Here is an 11,786-nt window from a genome sequence, read left to right on the forward strand (position 1 = left end):
TGCCGAATTAAGTCGCACAACGTAGCCAAGCAGAAAAAAATAGTTTAAGGCTAAATCAAATTTGAAAACGGAGCTGAGACGCCATGTCCGACACACCCAGCCTGCGGCAGGCCGCGCTTGATTACCATGCCTATCCAAAGCCCGGAAAGTTGGAGATCAAGGCGACAAAACCCATGGCAAACGGCCGTGATCTGGCCCGCGCGTATTCCCCTGGCGTGGCCGAGGCCTGCCTTGAGATTAAGGCTGACGCGGCTGAGGCCGAACACTATACGGCACGCGGCAATCTGGTGGCGGTCGTCTCGAACGGGACAGCGGTTCTGGGGTTGGGCAATATCGGCGCGCTGGCATCCAAGCCGGTGATGGAAGGCAAGGCCGTTCTGTTCAAGAAATTCGCCGGGATCGACTGTTTTGATATTGAGGTCGATCAGCCCGACCCTGAAAAGCTGGCCGATATCGTTTGCGCACTGGAACCGACCTTTGGCGCCATCAATCTGGAAGACATCAAGGCACCCGATTGCTTTACCGTCGAGAAGCTGTGCCGTGAGCGGATGAACATTCCGGTCTTTCACGACGATCAGCACGGCACCGCCATCGTGGTAGGCGCCGCTGCCAGAAACGCACTGCACGTTTCAGGGAAGAAATTCGAGGACATCAAGGTTGTCTCGACCGGCGGCGGAGCGGCAGGGATCGCGTGCCTTAGCATGCTGGTCAAACTGGGCGTAAAGCGCGAGAACATCTGGCTGTGTGACATTCATGGGCTGGTCTATGAGGGCCGCGCCGAAGATATGAACCCGCATAAGGATCAATTCGCCCAGAAATCCGACCTGCGCACTCTGGATGATGTAATTGGTGACGCCGACCTGTTCCTTGGCCTTAGCGGCCCTAACGTCCTTAAGCCTGAAATGGTCGAAAAAATGGCCAAGCGCCCGATCATTTTCGCATTGGCGAACCCGACACCGGAAATCTTGCCACAAGCCGCGCGCGAGGTGGCCCCGGATGCCATCATCGCCACCGGGCGCAGTGACTTTCCCAATCAGGTCAACAATGTTCTGTGTTTCCCATTCATCTTCCGCGGTGCCTTGGATGTAGGCGCGACCGAGATCAATGACGAGATGCAAATTGCCTGTGTAGAGGGTATCGCGGAAATGGCCCGCGCTACCACCAGCGCCGAAGCCGCCGCAGCTTACAAGGGTGAGCAACTGACATTCGGGCCGGATTACCTGATCCCGAAGCCCTTTGACCCCCGCCTTGTTGGTGTGGTCTCTTCGGCCGTTGCCAAAGCTGCGATGGAAAGTGGCGTGGCCAAGCGCCCGATCGCCGATCTCGAGGCGTACAAAGAGCGCCTGAACCAATCCGTGTTCAAATCCGCCTTGCTGATGCGCCCGGTTTTTGAGGCCGCATCGGTCGCCTCGCGCCGGATCGTCTTTGCCGAGGGCGAGGACGAGCGGGTGCTGCGCGCGGCCCAGGCCATTCTTGAGGAAACCACCGAAACCCCGATCCTGATTGGCCGCCCCGAAGTGATCGAGACTCGTTGTGAACGGCTGGGGCTGGCGGTACGTCCGGGTCAAGACTTTCAGATCGTCAACCCACATGACGACCCGCGCTATTACGACTATTGGTCCTCGTACCACCAGATCATGCAACGCCGCGGCGTCACCCCAGATCAGGCCAAGGCGATCATGCGCACCAACAACACGGCCATCGGTGCCATCATGGTGCATCGCGACGAAGCCGACAGCATGATCTGCGGCACGTTCGGCGAATTCCGCTGGCATTTGAACTACGTGGAGCAGGTTCTCAACGATGGCGACTTGCGCCCCCATGGCGCCCTGTCGCTGATGATCCTGGAAGATGGGCCCCTGTTCATCGCAGACACCCATGTGCGGCAACTGCCCACCCCTGAAGAACTGGCCGAGACCACAATAGGCGCGGCCCGCCATGTGCGCCGTTTCGGAATCGAGCCCAAGATCGCCTTCTGCTCACAATCGCAATTCGGCAATCAGGCCGAAGGGTCCGGCAGGCGACTGCGCGATGCCATTGCGATCCTGGACAGCGAACCCCGCGATTTCATCTATGAGGGCGAGATGAACCTGGACACTGCTTTGGATCCGGAACTGCGCGAGCGAATCTTCCCGAACTCACGTCTAGAGGGTGCCGCAAACGTGTTGATTTTTGCTCATGCGGATGCGGCCAGTGGCGTGCGCAATATTCTGAAGATGAAAGCCGACGGGCTAGAGGTTGGGCCGATCCTGATGGGCATGGGAAACAAGGCACATATCGTGACCCCGTCCATCACCGCGCGTGGATTGCTGAACATGGCCGCGATTGGCGGCACTCCGGTCACGCATTACGGCTAGTTCGCCCCCCCCGGTCGAACTGTAGAACAGGACTAAAGAGCCCTGTCATTGCTACGCGGTGCTCAGGAAACGTTATGGTATTGCGACCAGTGTTGCAGATGCCATCGCGTCGTTTGATGCTGTGTCGCCGTGTCTTTTATACTAGGTACTTGCCAGAGACGGCCCAAGGGGCACGACCCTATGCCCCGTCAAAACGCCAGCCAAGTTGATTCCTGCGTAGCGCATGATTTGCATGGTAGAGTTTGCACATTTGCAAAACCGCTGCGCGCCTGCCAACAAACCTTTCAAAAGCACGCATTTTGCAAAAATTTGCATAGCAATTTGACCGAAGTTGCAAATATTTTTGCGATAAACTGACGCGCCATCTGCTGCACGGCTTGCCCGGTTTGCTAAGGATGCCTAACACATTCCAAAAGCTGTGTTGGAGGAGGGCGCCATGGCCTATCAGGACGTATATGAAAGCTGGAAGAACGACCCAGAAGGGTTCTGGATGGAGGCCGCTAAGGGCATCGATTGGGTTCAACCACCGACCAAGGCTCTGTTTGACGACAACGCGCCGCTTTATGAATGGTTCTGCGATGCCAAGGTCAACACATGCTGGAATGCGGTGGACCGCCATGTCGAAAGTGGCCGAGGCGAGCAAACGGCCATCATCTATGACAGTCCCATCACCCACACCAAGCGCGAGATTTCCTATGTCGAGCTGCGCAACCGCGTGGCGACGTTGGCAGGGGCATTGCGGGCGAAGGGTATCGAAAAAGGCGACCGGGTCATCATCTACATGCCGATGATCCCCGAAGCGCTTGAGGCGATGCTGGCATGCGCCCGTTTGGGGGCCGTGCATTCAGTGGTGTTCGGCGGTTTCGCCAGCAACGAGTTGGCAGTGCGGATCGACGATTCCAAGCCCAAAGCAATCATCGCCGCGTCCTGCGGAATGGAGCCGGGCCGCGTGGTCCATTACAAACCCTTGCTGGACGGTGCAATCGACTTGGCCAACCACAAGCCCGAGTTCTGCGTGATTTTCCAGCGTGAACAGGAAGTGGCGCAATTGATCGAGGGGCGTGACTTTAACTGGCATGGCTTCCAATACGGGGTCGAACCTGCGGAATGTGTGCCTGTGGATGGCAACGATCCGGCCTATATCCTCTATACCTCGGGCACCACCGGCGCACCCAAGGGTGTGGTGCGCCCCACCGCCGGTCATTTGGTGGCACTGAACTGGACGATGAAGAACATCTATGACGTCGACCCCGGAGACGTCTTTTGGGCGGCGTCGGATGTGGGTTGGGTCGTGGGGCACTCCTATATCTGCTATGCCCCGCTGATCCATGGCAACACCACGATTGTATTCGAAGGCAAACCTGTCGGCACCCCCGATGCGGGCACCTTCTGGCGGGTGATTTCCGAACACAAGGTCAAAAGCTTCTTCACCGCCCCTACCGCCATTCGCGCTGTCAAGCGCGAGGATCCCTCGGGTGAGTTGATCGCAAAATACGACCTGTCCAACCTGCGCGCCTTGTTTCTGGCCGGTGAACGCGCCGACCCCGATACGATCGAGTGGGCACAGGACGCGCTGAAAGTGCCGGTGATCGACCACTGGTGGCAAACCGAAACTGGCTGGACTATTGCCGGAAACCCGCTGGGGATCGAAGAATTGCCGGTCAAGCTAGGGTCTCCCGCCAAGCCGATGCCGGGTTATGACGTGCAGATTCTGGACGAAGGTGGCCATCCGATGAAGCCCGGCGAACTGGGTGCGATTGCTGTGAAGCTGCCGCTACCCCCGGGTACACTACCAACCCTGTGGAATGCGAAAGAGCGGTTCAAAAGCTCGTACCTCAACCAATTCCCCGGCTACTATGAAACCGGCGATGCGGGCATGATTGATGAGGAAGGATACCTCTACATCATGGCGCGCACCGATGACGTGATCAACGTGGCCGGTCACCGCCTGTCTACTGGCGGGATGGAAGAGGTTCTGGCCGCCCACCCTGACGTCGCCGAATGCGCAGTGATCGGTGTTTCAGATCAGCTCAAGGGTCAGATGCCAGTAGGCTTCTTGTGTCTCAACGCGGGTTGCGATCGCGACCACGGCGAGGTGGTGCAGGATGTGGTCAGGCTGGTGCGCGAAAAGATCGGCCCGGTGGCTGCATTTAAACAAGCCGTTGTGGTGGATCGCCTGCCCAAGACCCGATCCGGAAAAATTCTGCGCGGGACTATGGTGTCGATTGCCGACAGCAAGGAATTCAAAATGCCCGCAACTATCGATGATCCGGCCATTCTGGACGAAATCACCGTGGCTTTGAAATCCATCGGCTTTGCGCAGTAGACAAGCCTCGGGCGGCCTTTGGTCGCCCGCTGCACGGCTTTCCCTTGCAACCGGACACAAGGCCCCTACTGTCTGCTCAAGACAGTGAGGCCCCATGACACATACAGACATCTGGCGTCTGACCGCCACCGACCTGACCGCCCTGACCCGCAGTGGGGATCTGAGCGCCGAGGACGCGGTGCAAAGCTCCGTTGACAGAATGCATCAGGCCAACCCCGGCCTGAACGCAGTGGTCGAGGACTTGAGCGCCGAGGCGTTGGAGCGCGCACGCGCCCTTGATCAGAAGCGGACACAGGGCGCACAAACCGGTCCGCTGCACGGGGTGCCAGTCACAATAAAAATCAATGTCGATCAAAAAGGCCATGCCACTTCAAATGGCGTTGTGGCCTTGAAAGACGTGATTGCGCCTGATGATGCGCCGATTGTCCGTAACCTGCAAAACGCCGGGGCGGTGGTGATCGGGCGCACCAACACGCCCGAGTTCTCGTTTCGCGCTGACACAGACAACCCGCTGCATGGGCGCACGCAGAACCCCTGGGGTCGGCACATCTCGCCCGGCGGCTCGTCAGGGGGCGCAGGGGCTGCCGTAATGGCCGGGATCGGGGCGTTGGCGCATGGCAACGACATTGGCGGCAGCTTGCGGTTTCCAGCCGCCGCCAACGGTGCAGTTACCGTAAAGCCCGGCCTGGGCCGCGTGCCTGCCTGGAACCCAAGCCAACAAACCGAGCGCGGATTATTGGCGCAATCCATGTCAGTACAAGGGCTGATCACTCGCTCTGCTGCCGACCTTCACCTGTCGATGCCCAGCCTGATTGCAGCAGACCCGCGTGATCCGTTTCACGTCCCGATGCCTTGGCGCGGTGCGCCGATGGATGGCCCTATCAAGGTAGCCTTCACCAAAGACACCTTTGGCTATGCGCTGCATCCCGAGGTCGACAGGGCCCTTGACACCGCGCGCGATGCGCTGAATGACGCGGGCTATCAGGTGGAAGAGGTCTCGCCGCCGGACGTATTCGACTGTGGCCGAACCGGGTACCGTGCGCTGATGGGCGAAGTTTTGACCCTTTTGAAAAGCGATATCGAGGCCGCCGGATCTGAAACCATACGTAATATCTTTGACGTTTATTTTCAGGAGTTTCCGCCCATTCTCGGCACCGAACTGCTGCAAGTAATGGCAAAACGCAGCCACTATGCGCGGGAATGGTCGTTGTTCATGCAGGATTACCCTTTGGTCCTGTCACCCTTCCTGCCGCAGCCCTTCTTCAAACCTGACCGGGACACCGAAGGGCCAGAAGGCGTGCATGAGGTTCTGGGTTGTGCGGTCTATTCCTACGCAATGAACTTCCTGGGGCTTCCTGCCGCTAGTGTGCCCGCGCGTCTGGCCGAATTGCCGCAAGGGCCGCAACCGATCAATATCCAGATCGCTGCACGTCAGTGGCGCGAGGACATGGCAGTTGACGCCGCCGCCGCGATCGAAGCGCGCGTGGGTCATATGTACCTGCCGCTATGGCAAAATATGGAAGAACGCGCTTGAATACGCTCAATCACAAAAATAGACCCCGGGTTCTTGTACCCGAGGTCCGCTTGCTTAAATAAGCCCGGAAATCTGACAACGAGCGTAGCACCACCTACCCTCGCCGGCGCGAAAACTGCGCAATCATTCGAAAACGCCGTCTGGTGGCCACTCACTCCCACCTTGGCGTGTTCTCCGGGCAAGTTAAGATTACCAAAGGGTGAGTCAAACGCCTGTGAACTGGATCACACAAGTTCGAAAAAGTTCACTTTTGAGAGATCAGGTGAACTGCTCCGAGATCAAGCGCTCTTCTAATCCGTGCCCGGGATCGAAAAGAATACGGTGTTGGATCGTGGGTTCCGAGCGAATCTCAACCCAGTCTATATCCGGAAAGGAAACAGAATCCGCGTCAGCCATGACTGGACGTTTATCCGCGTCCAGCACGTCGAAACGAACCTTCGCGATCTTGGGCAACAGGGCCCCACGCCAACGGCGTGGACGGAACGCGGCAATCGCCGTCAAGGCCAAGACATCCGACCCAATAGGCAATATCGGCCCGTGCGCCGAATAGTTGTAAGCCGTTGATCCGGCGGGCGTAGACAGCAAGGCCCCATCGCAGACCAACTCATCCATCCGCACCCGACCATCGACACTGATCTTCAAACGCGCGGCCTGCGGGCCGGCCCGCAGCAGCGATACCTCGTTGATCGCCAGCGCCTCGTGCATTTTGCCGGATTGATCCATGGCCTTCATCGCCAGCGGATTGATCACCTCTTCTTCAGCCGCGGCCAAACGGTCCAACAAATCGTCCTTGTGGAATTCATTCATCAAGAACCCGATGGTGCCGCGATTCATGCCATAAACGGGCGTGTCCAGATGCTGCATGTTGTGCAGCGTGTGCAACATGAATCCATCGCCCCCCAACGCGACCACTACATCCGCATCTCGGGGCGCTGCATTGCCATACCGTTTCACAAGGCTTTCCCGTGCAGATTGCGCCACTTTGACGTCGCTTGCGAGAAAGGCGATTCTCTTTGTCATCTTTTCCGGTTTCCGGTGTTGTACATTTGGTTCCGAAACAAACATACCTTTCCCCAATAGGCCAGACTTGACGCCGTAGCGGGCCAAATCGTCGCTTTACAGCTTTTGCATATGAATCGTTTCCGATAGGAAATCCGCAAGATTCTTACCCAGCCCTGTGGAGCCCCCATGAACGCTAATCTTCGTGATACCGGTTTTTTCACCCAATCCCTATCCGACCGTGACCCTGAGCTTTTTGGCTCGATCACATCTGAGCTGGGCCGCCAGCGCGACGAGATCGAGCTGATCGCGTCCGAGAACATCGTCTCTGCCGCCGTGATGGAGGCGCAGGGCTCGGTGATGACCAACAAATACGCCGAAGGCTATCCCGGGCGGCGCTACTATGGCGGCTGCCAATTCGTTGATATCGCTGAAAACCTGGCCATCGACCGCGCCAAGCAGCTGTTCGGCTGCGACTTCGCCAACGTGCAGCCGAACTCGGGCAGCCAGGCCAACCAGGGCGTGTTCGGCGCTGATCCAACCCGGCGACACCATTCTGGGCATGAGCCTAGATGCCGGCGGTCACCTGACCCACGGCGCGCGCCCAACCAGTCGGGCAAGTGGTTCAACGCGGTGCAGTACGGCGTCCGCAAGGAAGACAACATGCTGGATTATGATCAGGTCGAGGCGCTGGCGAAGAGCATAGCCCCAAGCTGATCATCGCTGGCGGCTCGGCCATTCCCCGCGTGATCGACTTTGCCCGCATGCGCGAGATCGCCGACATGGTCGGTGCCTATCTGCACGTGGACATGGCGCATTTCGCCGGTCTGGTTGCGGCAGGCGAACACCCCAGCCCTTCCCGCACGCGCATGGCGACGACGACCACGCACAAGACCCTGCGCGGTCCGCGTGGTGGCATGATCCTGACCAATGATGAAGATATCGCTAAGAAAGTGAATTCGGCGATCTTCCCCGGCATTCAGGGCGGCCCGCTGATGCATGTGATCGCGGCCAAGGCCGTGGCCTTCGGCGAGGCTCTGCAGCCTGCGTTCAGGACTATATCAAGCAGGTCGTCGTCAATTCGCAGGCATTGTCGGATCAGCTGATCAAGGGCGGTCTGGACACGGTGACCCACGGCACCGACACCCATGTGGTGCTGGTCGACCTGCGCCCCAAAGGCGTGAAGGGCAACGCGACCGAAAAGGCCCTGGGCCGCGCGCATATCACCTGCAACAAGAACGGCGTGCCGTTTGATCCTGAAAAACCGACCATCACCTCGGGTATCCGTCTGGGCTCGCCTGCTGGCACCACCCGTGGCTTTGGCGAGGTCGAATTCCGCCAGATCGCCGACTGGATCATCGAAGTGGTCGACGGGCTGGCCGCCAATGGCGAAGACGGCAACAGCGCCGTCGAAGCCAAGGTCAAGGCCGAGGTCGCGGACCTCTGCGCCAAGTTCCCTCTCTATCCGAACCTGTAATCAGGTCGAAAATCAAAGACTTGAACGGCGCCTTTGAGGCGCCGTTTTTCATACGGATCAGATAAAACCCTGCCACCACAAGAAGACAAGCAACAGAATCGTTAAAGCGATCAGGTTGAACGCCAGTCCCCCCAGCATCCCCAGGAACCAGCCCAGCCGCCGGTCGGCGCGATTGATACCGCTGAGATGCGCCTGAACCTCTTCTGACGCACGCGCAAGTTTCGGGGTGTCCAGAACCAGCCGCAGCTTTGGATGGGCGGCCATTGGCTCGGCACTGGCCAACAGCAAGGCCTGTTTGTAAATCCGCCGGGGCAGTTGCCGCTTGGCCTTGCGGATCGAAGCCGTCAGCGTCTTATCCCGCACACCCAACTTTTTGCGCAGCAACTGAACCGTCTGCGCGATCTGGGTTTGGATATCTGTTTTTTCCGACATGACGAGGCCTCCAAGCCCGCCAATCTAGCCGCCTCTTGCGAAGGCGACAATGGGGCTGGTCGTTTCTATTCACGGCGGGTATCACAACTTCATGCTGAACACGATCATACATGGTGAACCGACCGCGAACCCCCCTTTGCTGATTGCGCATGGGCTGTACGGCTCGGCCCGGAACTGGGGCGTAATTGCCAGACGGCTGGCTGATGAGCGGCAGGTTGTGGCCGTCGATATGCGCAACCACGCGTACAGCATGTGGACCGAGCAGCACAGCTATGGCGACCTTGCCAATGATCTGGCCGAAGTGATCACGCATTTTGGCGGCAAAGCCGACGTGGTGGGCCATTCGATGGGCGGCAAGGCGGCGATGACGCTGGCGCTGCAACACGGCGAACTGCTGCGCAAACTGGTGGTCGCCGACATCGCGCCAGTCACCTATTCTCATAGCCAGATCCAGTTCATCGAGGCGATGCGCGCCGTTGACCTGTCAAAAGTCGAGCGGCGCTCGGACGCGTCAGAGCAGTTGGCCGAACTGGGTGTAGAAAAAGCGCTTCAAAGCTTTTTCACGCAGTCGCTGGATGTTCAGGGGCAACGCTGGCTACTGAACCTGGATGTTCTGGCCGCCGAGATGCCCAAAATCATGGGTTTTCCGCAGCTGGACGCAACCTGGGATGGTCCGACCCTGTTTCTTTCGGGCGGCGATTCTGACTATGTCCTGCCTGAACACCGTGGCCTGATCCGCACGCTATTCCCGGCCGCCAGGTTTGCCAAAATCCCCGGTGCAGGCCACTGGCTGCACGCCGAAAAACCGCGCGAATTCGAAGCCGCCGTAAGGGCGTTTCTGAACGCCTGATCCTTTAGGACGACACCTCACCCCCACCATTAATCCAATCGGGCAATCCGCCAAGATTGTAGACCTGCTCATATCCCATGTCTTTCAGCAGCTTACCGGCCAAAGCAGCGCGGCCACCAGCGGCGCAATAAAGAACGATGGGGCGGTCTTTCCGAAGCTCGGGGTCGTGAGATTGCAAGCTTTCATCGGCGCGAAATTCCAACATGCTGCGCGGAATGTGATGAGCGCCATTGGCCCGGCCCGTCTGCTGCAATTCGACGGCATCGCGCACATCCAGAAGCAACCCGCCCTGTTCCATGACCTGTTGGGCAAAATCGGTGTCTACACGTTCGACGACCGCATTTGCGGCCTCCATCATGGCTTTTACTGTCAATGGCATCAGTAATCCTCCGGTGAATATCACCGAAGGCTAACATGCGAAAAATGGAAGGTGTAGACCGCCCCTGTTATTGTTCGCGGAATGCGCGCGACATGCTGTCCGTCACAGGTTTCGCGATATAGGCCGCAAAGGTCCGCTCTTCGGTCTGGATCATGATCTCGGCGGGCATACCCGGTGTTGGGATAAAGCCGCGCACGCGTTCAATCTCTTCTGGTTCCAGTGAAATGCGGGCCAGATAGACCTCTTGCGGGGCTCCGGTTGAATCCTCGATCACCGAGTCCGCAGACAGATAGAACACCTGCCCTTGCAGCACCGGTGTTGTCCTCTGATTCAGGGCGACCAGACGCACGGTGGCGTCCTGCCCTGTCACAACACTGTCGATTTCGGTGCGCGGAATTTGCGCTTCGATGATCAGCGGAGCGTCTGCAGGCAGAATTTCGGCGATGGGTTCACCAGTTTCGATCACGCCACCTGGCGTATGATAGTGCAGTCGCACCACTGTGCCGGATACCGGAGCCCGCACAACGGCGCGGTCCAGAACGCTGCGGGCCTGGCGAGCTTTTTCACGGACACTTTCCAGATCGGCTTCGATCACGCCCAACTCATCCAGCGCGGCCTCACGATAGGCAGCACGGGTGCGGGTAATCTGTTCTTCGTATTTCAACAGCATCTGGCTGATCTCAGCCGCTTCGGCCTGCAGCCGTGCTTGTTGCCCTTCCGCTTCGGCCTGAACCCGACGGATCGTGTTCAGCTCACCTTTGCGCACCAGGCCTTTTTCGAACAGCGCCTGCTTGGTTTCGAGTTCTTCCTGCAGGATTTCCGAGCGCCGCACCATGCTGTCCAACTGTGCATTGAACCCGCTGGAGCGAATTCTCAGAGCTTCCATGTTGCGTTCGAGCAGAGCGATGTCGTTCAACAGCGTCTTGCGGGACAGATCAAAAGTGATCTTTTGCCCATCGAGAATGGACAGAACTTCTGTATCTTCTGAATTGGCAATAAGGTCAGGCGAGAACTCCAGCCGCTGCAGTTCATTGTACTCAGCATTCAGACGATCTGACATGGCCTGCAGGCGGATTTTACGGATGAACAATTCACGCTCATTGGCTTCGGCCGAGGTCTGGTCCAGCGTCATCATCACTTGCCCGGCTTTGATGGCCTGACCTTCAACAACCTGGATTTCCTCGATGATACCGCCTTCAAGGTGCTGCACGATCTTGTTGCGACCTGTCGCGACAAAACTACCTTGTGCGATCACAGCAGCGGCCAGCGGTGCACTGAACGACCAGACGCCAAAACCGCCAAAGCAAACAACCAGCATGGTAAGCCCAATTACAACCAGACGATTGATCGAGCGTGGAACTTCGGCATACCAGACGGTCGGATCATTAGGATCGTTGTTCACGGGTACCAGTTCATTCATGTCGCACCCCCC

General features: G+C 58.3%; 8 protein-coding genes and 1 pseudogene. 5 read left to right on the plus strand and 4 right to left on the minus strand.

Annotated features, from left to right (window positions below):
- The first annotated feature begins 83 nt into the window (after positions 1–83).
- From ACR3EP_RS08305 to ACR3EP_RS08315, 3 genes are all read left to right on the plus strand, one after another.
- Positions 84–2,357 (plus strand): NADP-dependent malic enzyme, encoded by a 2,274-nt coding sequence (locus ACR3EP_RS08305; protein ID WP_170349321.1) that lies wholly within the window; start codon positions 84–86, stop codon positions 2,355–2,357.
- 436 nt (positions 2,358–2,793) lie between these two features.
- Positions 2,794–4,683 (plus strand): propionate-CoA ligase PrpE, encoded by a 1,890-nt coding sequence (prpE, locus tag ACR3EP_RS08310; RefSeq protein WP_480637269.1) that lies wholly within the window; start codon positions 2,794–2,796, stop codon positions 4,681–4,683.
- A 94-nt stretch (positions 4,684–4,777) separates the two neighbouring features.
- Positions 4,778–6,217, plus strand: a complete 1,440-nt coding sequence (locus ACR3EP_RS08315; RefSeq protein ID WP_480637271.1) for an amidase family protein — start codon at positions 4,778–4,780, stop codon at positions 6,215–6,217.
- Positions 6,218–6,475: 258 nt separating this feature from the next.
- On the opposite strand, the gene ACR3EP_RS08320 is transcribed toward ACR3EP_RS08315, so the two are convergent.
- Positions 6,476–7,237: an NAD kinase gene (locus ACR3EP_RS08320; protein ID WP_254438711.1), complete on the minus strand. Its 762-nt coding sequence runs from the start codon at positions 7,235–7,237 to the stop codon at positions 6,476–6,478.
- Positions 7,238–7,405: 168 nt separating this feature from the next.
- Here ACR3EP_RS08320 and glyA point away from each other — a divergent pair.
- Positions 7,406–8,693, plus strand: a pseudogene (gene glyA, locus ACR3EP_RS08325) (serine hydroxymethyltransferase).
- Positions 8,694–8,750: 57 nt separating this feature from the next.
- On the opposite strand, the gene ACR3EP_RS08330 reads toward glyA, so the two are convergent.
- A complete protein-coding gene (locus ACR3EP_RS08330) occupies positions 8,751–9,125 on the minus strand; it encodes a hypothetical protein (protein WP_170362584.1) in 375 nt (124 codons plus the stop codon).
- Between the two features lie 49 nt (positions 9,126–9,174).
- Here ACR3EP_RS08330 and ACR3EP_RS08335 point away from each other — a divergent pair, with 49 nt between their 5' ends.
- Positions 9,175–9,975 (plus strand): alpha/beta fold hydrolase, encoded by an 801-nt coding sequence (locus ACR3EP_RS08335; RefSeq protein WP_480637273.1) that lies wholly within the window; start codon positions 9,175–9,177, stop codon positions 9,973–9,975.
- 4 nt (positions 9,976–9,979) lie between these two features.
- Here the strand turns inward: ACR3EP_RS08335 and ACR3EP_RS08340 are convergent, their stop codons facing one another.
- A complete protein-coding gene (locus tag ACR3EP_RS08340; RefSeq protein ID WP_170379222.1) occupies positions 9,980–10,354 on the minus strand; it encodes a rhodanese-like domain-containing protein in 375 nt (124 codons plus the stop codon).
- A gap of 67 nt (positions 10,355–10,421) precedes the next feature.
- Positions 10,422–11,774: an HlyD family type I secretion periplasmic adaptor subunit gene (locus ACR3EP_RS08345; protein WP_170351284.1), complete on the minus strand. Its 1,353-nt coding sequence runs from the start codon at positions 11,772–11,774 to the stop codon at positions 10,422–10,424.
- Positions 11,775–11,786: the final 12 nt, after the last annotated feature.

This window comes from Ruegeria sp. BB10, assembly GCF_056535725.1.

What these genes read in the sequence shown, in the direction of transcription:
- ACR3EP_RS08340 (WP_170379222.1), bottom strand. Translation starts at nt 10,354, where the DNA reads ATGCCATTGACAGTAAAAGCCATGATGGAGGCCGCAAATGCGGTCGTC.
- ACR3EP_RS08320 (WP_254438711.1), bottom strand. Translation starts at nt 7,237, where the DNA reads ATGACAAAGAGAATCGCCTTTCTCGCAAGCGACGTCAAAGTGGCGCAA.
- ACR3EP_RS08330 (WP_170362584.1), bottom strand. Translation starts at nt 9,125, where the DNA reads ATGTCGGAAAAAACAGATATCCAAACCCAGATCGCGCAGACGGTTCAG.
- ACR3EP_RS08305 (WP_170349321.1), top strand. Translation starts at nt 84, where the DNA reads ATGTCCGACACACCCAGCCTGCGGCAGGCCGCGCTTGATTACCATGCC.
- ACR3EP_RS08315 (WP_480637271.1), top strand. Translation starts at nt 4,778, where the DNA reads ATGACACATACAGACATCTGGCGTCTGACCGCCACCGACCTGACCGCC.
- ACR3EP_RS08335 (WP_480637273.1), top strand. Translation starts at nt 9,175, where the DNA reads ATGGGGCTGGTCGTTTCTATTCACGGCGGGTATCACAACTTCATGCTG.
- ACR3EP_RS08345 (WP_170351284.1), bottom strand. Translation starts at nt 11,774, where the DNA reads ATGAATGAACTGGTACCCGTGAACAACGATCCTAATGATCCGACCGTC.
- prpE (WP_480637269.1), top strand. Translation starts at nt 2,794, where the DNA reads ATGGCCTATCAGGACGTATATGAAAGCTGGAAGAACGACCCAGAAGGG.